This window comes from Burkholderia sp. AU33545 (genome assembly GCF_020419685.1).
GTDB classification, from domain to species: domain Bacteria; phylum Pseudomonadota; class Gammaproteobacteria; order Burkholderiales; family Burkholderiaceae; genus Burkholderia; species Burkholderia diffusa.
The window spans coordinates 129,535-143,969 of the sequence record NZ_JAIZRQ010000002.1; the positions used below are offsets into that span (position 1 = coordinate 129,535).

The following is a 14,435-nucleotide window of genomic DNA, read 5'->3' on the forward strand; positions in this document are numbered from 1 at the left end:
TACGGACGAATAGCGACGGTCCACGGATGGGAGTGTCGGCGCGCGGGCCCGCACAGGCATCGTCTGTTTGGAGTAACGGCATGCCTGCGGGGACAGAGGGGTTTCACCGTCATCCGAACAGACTGCGTCGCGGCCGGCACCGCGCGCTAGCATCGAATGACGGCCCGGTGCGGACCGTAAACATCAAGACGAGGGAGAGAGGGAATGAAGGTATCGATGCTGCTGTATCCGGTCGACGACATCGACACGGCCTTGCCGCTGTTCGTCGACGGGCTGGGCCTGAACGTGAAGTTTCGGGACGGCGACCGCTATTGCGCACTCGACGGCGGCCCGCTGACGATCGCGCTGGTGGCCGGCGACGAGCAGATCGTCGAACGCGCGGCGCTCACGCTGCGCGTGGACGAGGACGACGACCTTTACGCGGCAATGGCGCGGGTCGTGAAGGCAGGCGCGTCGGTACGCGTGCCGGTGCAGGCGGGGCCGCACGAATACCGCGCGGTGCTGGAGGACAGGAACGGCGCGCTGCTGGTGATTTCGCAGAAACGCGCCGCGTGAGCGGCCACGTGTGGCGCGCATGCCACGCGATACGGCCGGCGGAAACCCGGCCGGATGCCACGGGAACGTCCGGTGTCGGGTAATGAACCGGGCGGGATCGAGCGTCCCGCCTCTTCATCGGCGATGTCGATGACGGTCAGTGCCATAACGCGGCTTCCCGATGGCCACCGGAATCGGTACCATCGGACGTTCGTAGACCGGCCGTGCGCCGACGCGAGCCTGCCGGGCCGCGTCGCCCGTCACGTCGCCACCGCGCCGGTCGCCGCACTTCCCGTTTCGTCATGTCCCGCGAACCCTCACACTCCGCGCTGCTGTGGATCGTCGCCGCCGCGTTCTTCATGCAGTCGCTCGACACGACGATCGTCAACACCGCGCTGCCGTCGATCGCGCAAAGCCTGCATGCTTCGCCGCTCGCGATGCAGCCGGTCGTGGTCGTCTACACGCTGACGATGGCGATGCTCACGCCGGCGTCCGGCTGGCTCGCCGACCGGTTCGGCACGCGCCGCGTGTTCTCGCTCGCCATTTTGGTGTTCTCGCTCGCGTCGATCGGCTGCGCGGCGTCGCACACGCTCGGCCAGCTCGTCGTCGCGCGCGCCGTGCAGGGCATCGGCGGCTCGATGCTGCTGCCGATCGGTCGGCTCGCGGTGTTGCGCCGCGTGCCGGGCGAACGGTACGTCGCGGCGATCGCGTTCGTGTCGATCGCCGGACAACTCGGCCCGATCGTCGGGCCGACGCTCGGCGGCTGGCTCACGCAGGCGATTTCCTGGCACTGGGTGTTCATCGTCAACGTGCCGGTCGGCGTGGTGGGCTTCATCGCGGTGCAGCGCTTCCTGCCGCACGATCAGGCGATGCAGCCGCCGCCGTTCGACTTCGTCGGCTGTGCGCTGCTGTCGGTCGCGATGATCGCGCTGTCGCTCGCGATCGATCCGCCAATGCCCGCGCACCGCACCGGCTGGGCGATCGGGCTCGCCGTGCTGGGCATGGCGAGCGCGCTCGCGTACCTGCCCCATGCGCAGCGCCGCGCGCAGCCGCTGTTCCGGCTCGGGTTGTTCCGCGAACCGAACTTCGGCTCGGGGCTGCTCGGCAACCTGCTGTGCCGGATCGGCACGAGCGCCGTGCCGTTCATGCTGCCGCTGCTGATGCAGGTGCAGCTCGGCTATACGCCGCTCCAGTCGGGGATGATGATGCTGCCGGCCGCGATCGCCGGCGTGATCGCGAAGCGCTGGATCGCGCCGCTCGCGACACGCTTCGGCTATGCGACGTTCCTGGTCGTGAACACGGGGATCGTCGGCTGCGCGATCGCGGGGTTCGCGCTGGTCTCGGCACGGCCCGCGCCGGCACTGGAGATTGCGTTGCTGATCGTGTTCGGCGCCGCGAACTCGATGCAGTTCGCCGCGATGAACGCCGTGACGCTGAAGGGCCTGTCGCATGCCGACGCCGGCAGCGGCAACAGCCTGTTTACGATGATGCAGATGCTGGCGATGGGGCTCGGCGTGTCGATCGGCGGCGGGCTCGTGAACCTGTTCGCCGCGCATTGGGGCTCGATGGCGAACGGGTTCATCCTGTCGTTCGTCTGCATGGGCTCGGTCACGCTGCTGTCGTCCGTCGTGTTCCGGCGCATCGATACCGCCGCGCCGCCGAGGCCAGTCGCGCCGCGGCAGTCCGCGTAAGCGGCGCCGCGGGCGGGCACGACCGGCCGTCAGTTCACCTGGCGGCGCTCGACGACCCGCTTGAGCACCCAGCGGATCGACGAGCCGTCGGCCGGCGGCTGCGCGACGCGGTATTCGTCGACTTCCAGCACGTATTGATAGCCCGGCTGGTACGCAAAACCCTCGATACCCGCGTACCACAGGCTCCACGGCTCCGCCGGGCTGCTGCGCACCTGCAGGCAGTCCATCGGCGCGACGCCCGTGCAGCGCGCCGCCTGCGGCGCGACATAAACGGTCCTGGTCACGGGCCGGCCGTCGGCCGGGCGAGCCGCGCGCGCGTCCGTCGCGGCCGCTCCAGTCTGGCATCCGGCGAGCAGCATGCTGCCGGCGATCACGGCCGCGCCGAGCAGCGTTCTGGTCTTGCGAATCATCGGGTGTTCCTCAGGAAGCATTGGCGGGCCGATTAGACGAACGCTGCTTCGGGAAAGTTCACGAATGGCTTACAACGGCATGCCGCCACCCTCATTCGTGGGATGTCGTGCGTGCGCCGGCGCGCTACCGTATTCCGGTGCAGGCCGCCGCGCGCCGCCGTCGGCGGTCCGGATACGCCCGTGCACGCACCCGCACGCCCCGCGCACCGCGACCCGGCGCTGCAACAGGAGACAACCCCGATGACCACGGCGCCCCCGGCCCTTCCCCCGAGCCTTGCCCGATCGAGCCTGACGCTCGAGCAGTTCGACGCGCTGCTCGCGACAATCTACGAAGGCCCGCTGGAAGACGTGCCATGGGGCGGCGCCCTCGAACGGATCCGCGTGCATCTGGACGCGAACTACGTGACGATGATCCTGCGCTGGCCCGCCGGCGGTCACGCGGGGCTGATGATCAATGCGTCCGGGCACGGCGCGCCGCTGCCGGGCGTCGCGTCGTACAACAACTACTATTACGCGCTCGATCCGTTCGTGAACCTGCCGAGCGATCGTGTCGTCACCGTCGACGAGTTGCCCGGCGTCGGCGTGTGGCGCGGCAGCGCGATGTACCGCGAGTTTCTCGAACCGTTCGACGTCGGCTACCTGATGGGCGCGGACCTGCGCACGCCGGACGGGATCGAATGCCGGTTCCGCGTGTGCCGCTCGCATCACGGCCACGCGTTCTCCGTGACCGACAAGGCCGTCTGCAACGCGTTGCTGCCGCACCTGAAGCGCGCGGTGCGACTGCATGCGAAGTTCGGGATGGTCGAATCGGAGCGCATGCTGTACGCGAGCACGATCGACCGCATGCTCGTCGCGACCGCGATCCTCGACGAGCGCGGCACGATCATGAAGACCAACTCCGTCGCGGACGAGATCTTCGCGGAATGCGACGGCCTGCGCGTGCGCGGCGGGGCGCTCGAGGCCTCGTACCCGCTGGAGGACCGCAAGCTGCAGAAGCTGATCCGGCAGGTGGTCGCGGAGCGCGCGGGCGGCGCGCCGACGGTCGCGCAGGCGATCGCCGTGTCGCGCCCGTCCGGCAAGCCGCCGCTCGGCGTGCTGATCCGCACGGTCCCGCTCAGCGAATGGTCGGAGGACAATCCGCGCCGGCCGGTGTGCGCCATCTTCATCCGCGATGCCGAACGCAAGTCGCAGGCGTCGCACGACATCGTGCGCAAGCTGTTCGACCTCACGCCAGCCGAGACCGCCCTGGCGCTCGCGCTCGTCAACGGGTCGACGCTCGAGGAGGCAGCCGACGAGCTCGACATCAGCAAGAACACCGCGCGCTCGCACCTGCGTGCGATCTTTTCGAAGACGGGCGTCACGCGGCAGGCGACGCTCGTGCGGACGTTGCTGAACAGCGTGTTGTCGCTGGGGTGACGTGACCGTGCTCGTCCGCCACGCGCTCCATCACCGGCCAGACACGCGCGATCGACGTCGGCTTCACCGCATGGCGATCGTGTATTACCATCGACGCTTCCTCGTACGCTTCGTCGCGCCGCGTGCGCCCGCCCGGTCACCGGCGAGCCGCGCCACCTCTTCGCATGACCTCACCCGTTCCGTCCGGCGTCGCGCTGCGGCCGCAGCCGATCGATACGCTGACCGTGCCGGCCGCGCTCGACGGACGGGCGGGCACCAATCGCTCGGCCAGCGCGCATCCTCAGATCGCCGCGACGCATGATCTCGACGCCGTGCGCGCGTGGCTCGCACGCTTCGTCGATACGCCCACCACGTTCCAGAACTACCGCAAGGAAGCCGAACGCCTGCTGCTGTGGGCCGTCATCGCGTGCGGCAAGCCGCTGTCGTCGCTCACGCACGAGGATCTCGTCGGCTACCGGCAGTTCCTGCTCGCGCCCGTGCCGGCCGACCTGTGGTGCGCGAACGGCGGCCGCAAGCATCCGCGCGGCGACCCGCGCTGGCGGCCGTTCTACGGGCCGCTGTCGGCGGCCAGCCAGCGGCAGGCGATGGTCATCCTGAACGTGATGTTCTCGTGGCTCGTGCAGGCCGGCTACCTGGCCGGCAATCCGCTCGCGCTGTCCCGGCAGCGGCAACGACGGCCCGCGCCGCGCGTCACGCGCCATCTTGGGCCGCCGCTGTGGCAGGCGGTCAAGGATGCGATCGCCGCGATGCCGCGCGACGACGCGCGCGCCGCCTTCCATGCGGATCGCGCGCGCTGGGTATTCACGCTGCTGTATCTCGGCGGGCTGCGCATCACCGAAGCAGCCGACACCACGATGGGACAATTCTTTGCGCGGCGCGATGCGAACGGGCGCGACCGCTGGTGGCTCGACGTGACCGGCAAAGGCGGCCGGCAGCGGCTCGTGCCGGCCACTGCCGAGATGATGGCCGAGCTCGCGCGCTACCGGCGCGCGCATGGCCTGCCGGCGCTGCCGGCCGACGGCGAACCCACGCCGCTCGTGCTGCCGGTCGGTCGCACGCACAAGCCGCTCACGCGCGCGGCGCTGCACCGGATCGTGAAGCAGGTGTTCCGGTTCGCGGCCGAGCGGTTGCGTGCGCAAGGAAATGCTGGCGAAGAACAGGCGCGCGTGCTCGAACAGGCATCCGCGCACTGGCTGCGCCACAGCGCCGGCTCGCACATGGCCGATGGCCGCGTCGATCTGCGGCTCGTGCGCGACAACCTCGGGCACGTGTCGCTGACGACGACGAGCCAGTATCTGCATGCGGACGACGACTGGCGGCACAGCGAAACCGAGGAGAAGCACCGCATCGGGTGGTGAGCGGCGCGCCGTTCACGCGCTTCAATACACGGCCACCCAATGTCCGGGCACCCACGCCCAGTGATTGCCGGCCCAGCGGTAATGGCCCTTCGCCCAGCGATAACCGGGCGCCGGCGGCGGGGGCGCGACCTCGACGACCGGCGCGGGCTGCGGCGGCCGCGCCGGTTCCACCACGCACGCGGACATCAGCACGGCACTCGTCGTCGCCAACACGGCAAGCGATACGGATCGGATCTTCATCGTCGATTCTCCCTGTTGTGTCATATGTAATCGGCTGGCGGATGCGAGCGCGCGCATGCCGCGCGTCATGCGGTTCCGCGAACGAGGCCCGTCATCGGCCGCGTCGCGCCGCTTTGCGCGAACAACGTGGCCGCGGTATGGCCGGGATCGAGCCGCAGGCTTTCGGCGGCCGCGCCCGCGATCAGCGCATCGAGCGACGCGGTCGGCTTCAGGTCGCGTCCTTCGTACAGGTCGCCCGGCCGCAAGCCTGGCCACTCGGCGATCACGCGCCCGCCCGCGACCGCCCCGCCCGCCAGCATCGCGACCGACGCCTGCCCGTGATCGGTGCCGCCCGTGCCGTTCGCGGCGGCCGTGCGGCCGAACTCGGTCGCGACGAGCACCGTGGTCTGCTGCCACACCGGCCCGAGTCCGTCGCGCAATGCGGCGAGCATCGTGTCGAGTGCCTTCAACTGATTCGCGAGCCGCGCGTTCTGCGCGCTGTGCGTGTCCCAGCCGCCCGTCTCGATCATCGCGATCCGCGGGCCGTCGTCGCGCGCGAGAAACGTCGCCGCAAGCTTGCCGACGCCCGCCGGATCCTGGCGCGCATGCGCATCGCCGGCGAGGCCCCGCGCGGCCATCGCCGACTGCCACAGCGGCCCGAGCTGCGCGTCGGCCTCGTAAAGCGCCGATACGCGCGCGAGCAGGTCGTCCGGCGCGGCCGGCAGACCGGACGCCGCATACGACGCGGCCTGCACGCTGCCGCGCAACGCGAGCGGCACCGTCGGCGCGAACGCGATCGCGCGGTCGCGCGTCGCCGGCAACATCGCGGCGAGCCGGTTGAGCCAGCCGTCCCTCACCTGGTACGGCGCGCGCCCGCCCGTCTCCAGCACGTTCTGGCCGTCGAAATGCGAGCGGTCGCGATACGGCGACGCAATCGCGTGGACGAACAGCGCCTGCTTGTCCCGAAACATCTGCGCGGTCTGCACGAGCGCCGGATGAAGCGCGAACATGCCGTCGATGCGTGTCGCCGCCGCAACGTCGATCGCCAGCGGGCCGCGCAGCGACGCATACGCCGGTTCGGCATACGGGACGACGATGTTCAACCCGTCGGCGGCGCCGCGCTGGATCACGAACACGAAGCGCCGGTCGGTTTCGACGTTCGCGAACACGATGCGCGGCGCGACGAGGATCGCGCCCGCGCCGGCCGCGGCGATGCTCAGGAAATGTCGACGAGTCAGGGATCGGGCCATGTTCATCTCCGTTGGAAATCGGGCGACACGAGCAGCAGCGCGAGCGACGTGGTCGCGCTTTCGGCACGCGACAGCGCGGTCGCCGTCGACGCGCTCAGCGAGCCGGCCAGCAGCGTATTGCCGAGCGTGCGCGGGTCGAGCCGGTCGCCCGTGCGTGCAGCCAGCCGCTGCGCGATCTCGACGCGGCGCACCAGCGCGTCGGGCGCGGCCCAGCTCGCGGCGACGTCGTCGTAACCGGCCGGCGATCCGGGCCGCCATACCGGCTGGCCGAGTTGCGCGAGCAGCGGCGCGACCTTCAGGTCGCCCGCGTCGCGCCAGCCGAGCCCGCGCAGCGACGACACGGCCCACTCCCACGGCGTCTTGAACTTGCGATTGACCGGCGACCAGGCGTCGGGCGCATCGACCAGCGCGCGATAGACGGTCGGCAAATCGCCGCCGCTCGTCTCGAATGCGCGGGCGAGCCGGTCGGTGAGCGCAGGCGGCGGATTGTCGGCGACGAAATGGCGGGCGAGCTGGAACGCGATATGCCGGCCTGTCGCGGGCGAACGTGCCAGGTCGGCCAGGATCGCGCGTGCCTGCGCTTCGCCCGGCTGGTCGTAGGTGCGTCCCATCACCGTGCGTGCGCCCGGTTCGTGCAGCTTCGGACGGAACACGAACGCGCCCGGCGCCGCATCGCCGGGCTGCGGCCCGCGTCCGCCCGCGATGCTCCAGCCGGTCAGCGCGCGCGCGAATTCCGTCACGTCAGCTTGTGTGTAGCCGGTCCGCACGCCGAGCGTATGCAGTTCCATGATTTCGCGCGCGAGGTTCTCGTTGAGGCCGCGTCGCGCCGCCGGATTGCGGGCTTCGGCGCGCAGCGCGGCCGGGCTGTCGGGGCCGACCGAGCGCGCCTGGTCGAGGAACAGTTGCATTGCGGGATGCTGCTCGACGGTGACGAGCATGTCCTCGAAGCGGCCGAGCACGTGCGGGCGGATCGCATCGCGCTCGAATGCGCCCGCATACGCGGCCACCTGCCCCTTGTCGACCGACACCGCGAAATGGTTCGCCCAGAAATGCACCAGACGCTCGACGAACGGCGCGGGCGTGACGAGCGCGCCGTTCAGTCGTGCGGCGACCGCGCTGCGATATGCGTCGTAGCCGTCGCGGCGGATCGACTGCTCGGTTGCACGTCTGGCCGCCGCGTCGTCGCTCGTCATCGCGTTGCGGGCCGTCGCGAAGCGCGTGGCGAGCGTGACCGCGCCGGGTTCGCCAGCCCATGCGGCCGGCCGTGCGTCGTAACGGTCGAACTGGGCGACCAGCGCAGCCTTCGGATCGACAGGCGGCGCTTCGTCGGGCCGCGCGCCGAGGCCGAAACGGTTCAGCGCGATGGCGGCCGGTGAGATGTCGTTCGGATGGTCCATGACGGGGGCTCTCGCGATGCGTACCCCTGTTTAACGGTGGCTGGCGGGAAATCCGTCGCTGCATGGACGAAATATTTCCGGTTCGGCTCGTAGACGTCGAATCTGCCGCTTCTTGCACGCGGCTTTCAGCCGGCGTCGAGCATTCGCTTGCGCTGCCCGATCGCCGGATCGATCGCAAGCGCCGGCCGGTAGGAAAAAGGAGCATTGATGGCGGCCCGCGCCGTTGCCACAATTCCAAGGGCACGAGGGATCCGTTGCGTGCGCGATGCTGTGACGCGTGAGGGTGTTCGCGCGATGCCGCGCTGCGGCAGGAAGTCGAGGCGGCGGGTCCGCATGCAAGACGTAGGGCCGTGCGCAATTGCTGCCGGAACGAAGACTGTTGCACGTGATGAACAGGTCTACCGCTGGGAGGGTGCCATGAAACCCGGAACGTCCGCGGCGCTGTGCTGCGTGCTGTTCGTGTCGACGATCGCCGTTGCTCAGGAGAAGCATGTCGCCGCATTCGATGCACCGGCGAGTGGAAACCAGTACACGCAGCAACACGTCCTCGACGTTGGCGATGTCCCCGGTCACCAGTTGCGGCTATACGAACTGGTCCGCAGCTATGGTGGCAAGGACCAGACCATCGAAGGCGTCGTTCTGAAGGAAGCCGTCATCCGCGCTACCAGCGATTTGACCGACTTGAACGGGCTCGGTCGCAGCTACGTGGAATACAGAATGGAGAACGGCGACAGGATTTTCGCGCGCGGCTATTTCCTCAACCACAAGCTGCCGAACGGCAACCGGCTGAAGAATCTCACGGAACTGGATATCACTGGCGGGACCGGCAAGTTCCGTGGCATCCACGGCATCGTGCGCGCGGAAACAGTGTCCGACGCCAAGGCGTTCAACCAGAACCACACCGAGTTCGAATACTGGTTCGAGAAGTAGCCAGGAGACGGCGTCACGTCGGCAGACGCATGGGCAAATCCGGCGTCCGTTCCGGGCCGGCCATGCTCGCGACGATCACCCCAGCTCGAAAGACGTCACCCCGAACACGCGGTCGATCGCAATCGCGGGCGCTTCCTTCGTATACATCCGCGCGGTCTCGAACACGCTCGACATACCGTGACCTTCCGCCAGCGCGACGGCTGCGGGGTTCGTTTCCGGCACGTCGAGCACGATCACCTCGCCGGGCATGCGCGACGCCAGCGCACGAAACAGCCCCGTCGCGACATCGGCGTCATCGGCAAAGAGCGGGCCGATCTTGCAGCCCGCGTGGCAGCGGCGCACGACACCGTATCCGGCAACACGGCCCGCGTCGATGGTCGCGAGCGCCACGGCGTCCGGCTGCGCGATCCAGACGGAGACGAAACGCTCGCGCGCCGCCGGAAAACACCGGCGATCGTAGGCGAGCAACTGCTCGAACGGTACGTCGGCCGCTGCCGCAACCTGCGCGCACCCGATGCCGCCCACGCGCCCCTGATAGCGGATGTTGCGATACGCGAGCCGGAACCCTGACTTCCTGTAATTCGCCTGCTGGGCAACGACACCGTCCAGGCCGATGTTTCGTTCTCCAAGGTAACGCATGCCGTGCTGCCAGATGCGCATGCCGAGGCCTTTGCCGCGAAACTCCGGTTTCACGATGTAGAGACCGATGAAGCCGAAGTGTTCGTCATAAGCCACCGCCGCGAGGCAAGCGGCCGGCTCGCCGCGCCAGATGCCGACGAAGAAACCGGCCGGGTCCGCTTCCCTGAAACAACGCGCGTCGTGCCGGCCAGGGTTCCACCCTTCCGCGGCCGCCCATTCGACCGACATGGCCACTTCACTGGCCGACATGGTGCGCACGATAAAGTCTTCGCTTCGATCCATGGCTCGTCCTTGCCGCGGCTCTCGAGATTGCCGCCTCGCGTTGCGGTGCGTTCATCGGGAATGTGCTTCCGATCGGGCCATCATAATCCCGGGACGGGTATCGGCGTGAACGGTCATTCCGTGCCGTCACTGGACGACGTGTGGCTTATTCGTTTCCCGCCGCTCCCTGCTGCTTCTGCAATCTCGCCGGCAACCGCCAGTTCCCGCTACGCCGCAACCCGTCGACGAACTTCGCGCGCTCGTCCGGCGTGAGCGTCGCCGCGAAATCGACGACACTGCGCTCGACTTGCCCTCGCAACGCACTATCGGCCGCTCGCGTCCGGTCGAGCGCCGCATCGATCGCCGGACGATCGAGCTGCGGCGCGGCCAGCAGATCGAGCACCGTGATCCGCCCATCGCGCCCTTCCCGCGCGAAATCCCGAGCGTCCTTGCGCGCCGCCTTCAGCGCCGCCGCGAACGCCCGCTGACGCGCATCGGACAATCCGTCCGCGGCGAACCGCAACGCCGTGCGCTGTCCGGGCATCCCCGTTCCATGCAGGTCACGATGCGTCGAGAACCACTGATACGCGCCGCCGCCAATCGCGCCGAGCATGAACACGTTCAGCACGACCGACCCGACGAGCAACAATTTCCAGCCGCGTTCGCTCATTCGTCGCCTCCGTCGATGCTCGGGCCGCCGAACGTCGTCGTCAGGTAGCCCGGTTCGTGTTGCGCGATCGGCGCGCTGCCGAGCATCAGCATCGACACGGCCACCGCGCCGGCCAACGCGCCGGCCAGCCCGACACCCGCGAACGCCGCGCCCGACCACCACACCCTGCCCCGGCGCCGCGCACGTTGTGGCACCGGCGCCGACGCGACGATGCGTTCGACGAGCGCCGGCGCCGGCGGCGCGACCGTGTCCTGCATGAGCCAGGCATCGAGCTCGGCGGCATCGTCGAGCGCCTCCAGCGCGTCGCGCGGATGCGCTTGCGCCCACGCTTCGGCCGCCGCGCGTTCGTCTTGCGGCCAGCGCCGCGCATCCGAGCCGTACGCGGCGACGATGGTACGGAATCTTTCGGGTGTCATCGCTTGTCCTCGCTAGGTGGGTCGCCGGCCAGTTGCGCGCGCAGGTTGCGCCTTGCGCGCGCGAGCAGGCTTTCCAGCGCATCGACGGTGATGCCCATCAGGTTCGCCGCTTCAACGTTCGACATGTCCTGATAGTACTGGAGCACGAGCGCTTCCCGCTGCCTTGGCGGCAACGCGGCGAGCGCCTCGCGCACGCGCGCGTCGCGCGAGCGCAACTCCGCGTGCGCGGCCGGCTCGGGTTGCGGGTCGGGCATGTCGGGCAATGCGTCGACCGGCTCCTCGCGCCGCCCGCGCAAGCGGTCGTAGCACAGGTTCAGCACGACGCGATGCAGCCACGTGTCGAAGCGCGCTTCGCCATCCCGCCAGCGCGGCGCATGATTCCAGATCCGCAGGAAGGTTTCCTGCGCAACGTCTTCGGCTTCGGTCCGGTCGCCGAGCATGCGTGTCGCGAGCGCGAGCAAGCGCGGCAGTTTGCGTGCGACGAGCGCACGCACGGCCGACGCGTCGCGCGCGCCAACCCGCGCGACGAGTTCCGCGTCCGGATCGGCGTCGCTCAACGCAGGCCGCTCCGCGATGCGCGGTGCGAACGCCGCATGCTGCCGGCGGTTGCGCCCGTTGTCCGGCTGAAACTCATCGTCGTGCTCTCCTTGCATGCATCGGACCGGCGCTTCTTCGACACTTGGTGCGCCGCGCCCGGGATCGGCCCGGTCGATTTCGTCGAGATCCGGTTCGAACGGCATATCGATCCTGTCGATCGCCCGCCGGCCGGCGCGATCAATATACGACGACCGGCGCGGGCCGGTAATACACCGGGCGCGCAGGCACCACGACGCAGCCGGCCAGCACGATGGCCGCGGCTGTCAGGATCACGATGGTTCGAAAAGGCATGGCTCGACTGATGAGGTTGTGTGGAAGTCCCGCCGCGCGGCGCCCTGCGCGTCACGCCCAGTGGCCCGGCACCCAGCGCCAGTTCGGGCCGCGCGCGGCCCAGTGTCCGGGCACCCAGTGATAGCCGGCACGTACCACTTGCCAGTGACCTGGAATCCACACGTAGCGGCCGTGGCGCCAATGCCAGTGGCCCTGATCCCATACGTAGCCCGCGCGCGGCGCCGGCATCACTTCGACGCGCGGCGGCGGCGGTGCGACCGGTGCGACGATGACGGCCTGCGCGAATGCGGCGGACGTCGCCAGCGCGGCCACGCATCCCGCGGCAAACCGTAATGAAATGGAAAGTTTCATGCAAGACTCCGAAGCATCGTTTCCCGGCCGGAAGTGGCCGTTCGTTCGTTAAACGACGCATGCGAAAAAATCCGTCGCGACACACGCAAAAAAATTTCCGCTGTGACGGCAACGCCGCGCGCGCCATCGACGCATCGGGCCCGCGCATCGATTACCGTCTGTCACAACCCGGCAAAACTGAACTTCGACAATGCGTGTCACCGGGATCCCGCTCGTTTCCGGCCCACGCCCCCGACGCGCTCGCGCACGGCCGGGCAGTTCCGCATCTCGCGTGTCATTCAACGAAAATACGATCATGTCGAACCAGGAAAACCTCCCCGCCGAGTCGAACGAGCCGGCCGCTTCCGTATCGCGTCGCGGCTTCCTGAAACTGGCCGGCGTCTCCGGCCTCGCCACCGCCGCGGGCGGGCTCGCGGCCGCCCGCGCCGCCGGGTCGAATCCGGACGGCACGCCCGAGCAGGTGCACCTGACATGGGGCAGCGACCCAACGTCGGAAGTCGCGATCTCGTGGGCGTCGCTCGCACCGGCCGTCAATCCGCGCGCGCGGATCGTCGCCGACGGCGAACCGGCACGCACCGTGCACGGCGTGCAGCGCATCTACACCGACGGCCTGAACGGCGAAACCGTGTTCACGTACCACGCACGGGTGCACGGCCTGAAGCCGAACACGCGCTACCGCTATGAACTGACGGCCGACAACGACAGCAACGCCGCGCAGCCGTTTGTCGCGACCTTCACGACCGCGCCGCGCGGGCGCGCGCCGTTCCGCTTCACGAGCTACGGCGACCTCGCGACACCGAACGGCGCGTGGGTGCTGTCGTCGCCGCAAAGCCGCTTCGCGGTGCAGGCCGTCGAGCAGTTCCAGCCGCTGTTCCACCTGCTGAACGGCGACCTCTGCTACGCGAACCTGAACCCCGCGCATCAGCCGGAGGTGTGGCGCGACTTCGGCAACAACAACCAGACGTCCGCTGCGAACCGCCCGTGGATGCCATGCCCGGGCAATCACGAGATCGAATTCAACAACGGCCCGCAGGGGCTCGACTCGTATCTCGCCCGCTACATGCTCCCGGAGAACGGCACGCGCTTTCCGGGCCGCTGGTACAGCTTCCGCGTGAGCTCGGTGCTGTTCATCTCGCTCGACGCCGACGACGTCGTGTACCAGGATGCGGCCGCATTCGTCGGCGGCCCGAATCCGCTCGTGCCGGCCGCGAGCACCGGCCGCGCGCCGATCGAACCGGGCACGTCGTTCTACGTACGCGGCTACAGCAACGGCGAGCAGACGCGCTGGCTCGAGCACACGCTGCGTCACGCGTCCCACGATGACGACATCGACTGGATCGTCGTGCAAATGCACCAGGACGCGCTGAGCTCGTCGAAGACGGGCAACGGCTCCGACAAGGGCATTCGCGAGGCATGGCTGCCGCTGTTCGACCGCTACGGTGTCGACCTCGTGCTGTGCGGTCACGATCACGACTACGAGCGAAGCTACCCGGTACGCGGCTGCAATCACCGCGCGGGCGTCGATGCCTCGACCGGCGAAGTCGTCGAGACGCTGCAGCCGCGTCCGGTCGGGTCGACCGACCCGAACAGCACGACGTTCGACACGAGCCACGGCACGATTCACCTGATTCTCGGCGGCGGCGGCACCAGTGCGCCGCTCGACGTGTACGGCGAAAACCCGGCGACCGGCTTTGCGCAGGCCAAGGTCTTCACGAAGCCGAACCGGCCGGTGCCGGGCACCGCGCCGAACACGTTCGTGCGCAAGCCGGCCGATGCGCTCGAGGATGCGATCTGGTCCGCGCGCCGCGATACGGGCACTGGCTACGGGATCGCCGTGTTCGACCACGATCCGGGCAAGCCGGGCGGCCACACGACGATCACGATGCGCTATTACCACGCGCCGGGCGCGGATCAGCACCCGACCGCGCAGTACGAGCTGTTCGAGACGATCGAGCTGAGCAAGAAGCGCGGCGAGCGCTGAGGCGGCGGCCGCCCGCGGCGCGCG

At 69.1% G+C, this 14,435-nt stretch carries 15 protein-coding genes; 6 read left to right on the top strand and 9 right to left on the bottom strand.

Translation table 11 applies throughout. The features are described 5' to 3' along the window. Positions 1 to 204: 204 nt before the first annotated feature. Complete coding sequence (locus LGM71_RS06455) at positions 205 to 555, top strand: VOC family protein (protein ID WP_057925050.1); 351 nt, start codon at positions 205 to 207, stop codon at positions 553 to 555. Between the two features lie 281 nt (positions 556 to 836). Further along, positions 837 to 2,225: a DHA2 family efflux MFS transporter permease subunit gene (locus LGM71_RS06460; protein WP_124903922.1), complete on the top strand. Its 1,389-nt coding sequence runs from the start codon at positions 837 to 839 to the stop codon at positions 2,223 to 2,225. Positions 2,226 to 2,254: 29 nt separating this feature from the next. Here LGM71_RS06460 and LGM71_RS06465 read toward each other — a convergent pair whose 3' ends face one another. Next, on the bottom strand, positions 2,255 to 2,635 hold the full coding sequence (locus tag LGM71_RS06465; RefSeq protein ID WP_124903920.1) for a DUF4377 domain-containing protein: 381 nt from the start codon (positions 2,633 to 2,635) through the stop codon (positions 2,255 to 2,257). Positions 2,636 to 2,875: 240 nt separating this feature from the next. Between LGM71_RS06465 and LGM71_RS06470 the strand changes: the two genes are divergently transcribed. Together LGM71_RS06470 and LGM71_RS06475 are read left to right on the top strand one after the other, a co-directional pair. Continuing rightward, a complete protein-coding gene (locus LGM71_RS06470; protein WP_226114319.1) occupies positions 2,876 to 4,051 on the top strand; it encodes a helix-turn-helix transcriptional regulator in 1,176 nt (391 codons plus the stop codon). A 164-nt stretch (positions 4,052 to 4,215) separates the two neighbouring features. Beyond that, positions 4,216 to 5,409: a tyrosine-type recombinase/integrase gene (locus LGM71_RS06475; protein ID WP_226114320.1), complete on the top strand. Its 1,194-nt coding sequence runs from the start codon at positions 4,216 to 4,218 to the stop codon at positions 5,407 to 5,409. 21 nt (positions 5,410 to 5,430) lie between these two features. On the opposite strand, the gene LGM71_RS06480 is transcribed toward LGM71_RS06475, so the two are convergent. The 3 genes from LGM71_RS06480 to LGM71_RS06490 form a co-directional block, all read right to left on the bottom strand. Further along, positions 5,431 to 5,649, bottom strand: coding sequence for a YXWGXW repeat-containing protein (locus tag LGM71_RS06480; protein WP_059600556.1), 219 nt, complete (start codon positions 5,647 to 5,649; stop codon positions 5,431 to 5,433). 65 nt (positions 5,650 to 5,714) lie between these two features. Continuing rightward, positions 5,715 to 6,878 carry a DUF1501 domain-containing protein gene (locus LGM71_RS06485; protein WP_226114321.1) on the bottom strand — a complete coding sequence of 388 codons (1,164 nt, stop codon included), beginning with the start codon at positions 6,876 to 6,878 and terminating at the stop codon, positions 5,715 to 5,717. A gap of 2 nt (positions 6,879 to 6,880) precedes the next feature. After that, positions 6,881 to 8,275: a DUF1800 domain-containing protein gene (locus LGM71_RS06490; protein ID WP_226114322.1), complete on the bottom strand. Its 1,395-nt coding sequence runs from the start codon at positions 8,273 to 8,275 to the stop codon at positions 6,881 to 6,883. Between the two features lie 417 nt (positions 8,276 to 8,692). Here LGM71_RS06490 and LGM71_RS06495 point away from each other — a divergent pair, with 417 nt between their 5' ends. Next, positions 8,693 to 9,205 (top strand): dirigent protein, encoded by a 513-nt coding sequence (locus LGM71_RS06495; RefSeq protein WP_226114323.1) that lies wholly within the window; start codon positions 8,693 to 8,695, stop codon positions 9,203 to 9,205. 75 nt (positions 9,206 to 9,280) lie between these two features. Here LGM71_RS06495 and LGM71_RS06500 read toward each other — a convergent pair whose 3' ends face one another. The 5 genes from LGM71_RS06500 to LGM71_RS06520 form a co-directional block, all read right to left on the bottom strand. Then, positions 9,281 to 10,126 (bottom strand): GNAT family N-acetyltransferase, encoded by an 846-nt coding sequence (locus tag LGM71_RS06500; RefSeq protein WP_151047274.1) that lies wholly within the window; start codon positions 10,124 to 10,126, stop codon positions 9,281 to 9,283. A 145-nt stretch (positions 10,127 to 10,271) separates the two neighbouring features. Further along, a complete protein-coding gene (locus tag LGM71_RS06505; protein WP_124622875.1) occupies positions 10,272 to 10,775 on the bottom strand; it encodes a periplasmic heavy metal sensor in 504 nt (167 codons plus the stop codon). Beyond that, entirely contained in the window at positions 10,772 to 11,191 is a 420-nt protein-coding gene (locus LGM71_RS06510; protein WP_059600562.1) for a hypothetical protein, read from the bottom strand. The genes LGM71_RS06505 and LGM71_RS06510 overlap by 4 nt, the downstream gene beginning before the upstream one ends. Next, the gene (locus LGM71_RS06515) at positions 11,188 to 11,931 is read right to left on the bottom strand and encodes an RNA polymerase sigma factor (protein ID WP_151047278.1); all 744 of its coding nucleotides are present in this window, start codon (positions 11,929 to 11,931) and stop codon (positions 11,188 to 11,190) included. The genes LGM71_RS06510 and LGM71_RS06515 overlap by 4 nt, the downstream gene beginning before the upstream one ends. Positions 11,932 to 12,130: 199 nt before the next feature. Further along, complete coding sequence (locus LGM71_RS06520; RefSeq protein WP_059600563.1) at positions 12,131 to 12,430, bottom strand: YXWGXW repeat-containing protein; 300 nt, start codon at positions 12,428 to 12,430, stop codon at positions 12,131 to 12,133. Between the two features lie 295 nt (positions 12,431 to 12,725). On the opposite strand from LGM71_RS06520, the gene LGM71_RS06525 reads away from it, so the two are divergent. Beyond that, positions 12,726 to 14,411: a purple acid phosphatase family protein gene (locus LGM71_RS06525; protein ID WP_226114324.1), complete on the top strand. Its 1,686-nt coding sequence runs from the start codon at positions 12,726 to 12,728 to the stop codon at positions 14,409 to 14,411. Positions 14,412 to 14,435: the final 24 nt, after the last annotated feature.

Coding starts and splice junctions, on each gene's coding strand:
- LGM71_RS06480 (WP_059600556.1), bottom strand. CDS start 5,649: ATGAAGATCCGATCCGTATCGCTTGCCGTGTTGGCGACGACGAGTGCC.
- LGM71_RS06455 (WP_057925050.1), top strand. CDS start 205: ATGAAGGTATCGATGCTGCTGTATCCGGTCGACGACATCGACACGGCC.
- LGM71_RS06465 (WP_124903920.1), bottom strand. CDS start 2,635: ATGATTCGCAAGACCAGAACGCTGCTCGGCGCGGCCGTGATCGCCGGC.
- LGM71_RS06520 (WP_059600563.1), bottom strand. CDS start 12,430: ATGAAACTTTCCATTTCATTACGGTTTGCCGCGGGATGCGTGGCCGCG.
- LGM71_RS06515 (WP_151047278.1), bottom strand. CDS start 11,931: ATGCCGTTCGAACCGGATCTCGACGAAATCGACCGGGCCGATCCCGGG.
- LGM71_RS06475 (WP_226114320.1), top strand. CDS start 4,216: ATGACCTCACCCGTTCCGTCCGGCGTCGCGCTGCGGCCGCAGCCGATC.
- LGM71_RS06500 (WP_151047274.1), bottom strand. CDS start 10,126: ATGGATCGAAGCGAAGACTTTATCGTGCGCACCATGTCGGCCAGTGAA.
- LGM71_RS06495 (WP_226114323.1), top strand. CDS start 8,693: ATGAAACCCGGAACGTCCGCGGCGCTGTGCTGCGTGCTGTTCGTGTCG.
- LGM71_RS06505 (WP_124622875.1), bottom strand. CDS start 10,775: ATGAGCGAACGCGGCTGGAAATTGTTGCTCGTCGGGTCGGTCGTGCTG.
- LGM71_RS06510 (WP_059600562.1), bottom strand. CDS start 11,191: ATGACACCCGAAAGATTCCGTACCATCGTCGCCGCGTACGGCTCGGAT.
- LGM71_RS06485 (WP_226114321.1), bottom strand. CDS start 6,878: ATGGCCCGATCCCTGACTCGTCGACATTTCCTGAGCATCGCCGCGGCC.
- LGM71_RS06460 (WP_124903922.1), top strand. CDS start 837: ATGTCCCGCGAACCCTCACACTCCGCGCTGCTGTGGATCGTCGCCGCC.
- LGM71_RS06525 (WP_226114324.1), top strand. CDS start 12,726: ATGTCGAACCAGGAAAACCTCCCCGCCGAGTCGAACGAGCCGGCCGCT.
- LGM71_RS06470 (WP_226114319.1), top strand. CDS start 2,876: ATGACCACGGCGCCCCCGGCCCTTCCCCCGAGCCTTGCCCGATCGAGC.
- LGM71_RS06490 (WP_226114322.1), bottom strand. CDS start 8,275: ATGGACCATCCGAACGACATCTCACCGGCCGCCATCGCGCTGAACCGT.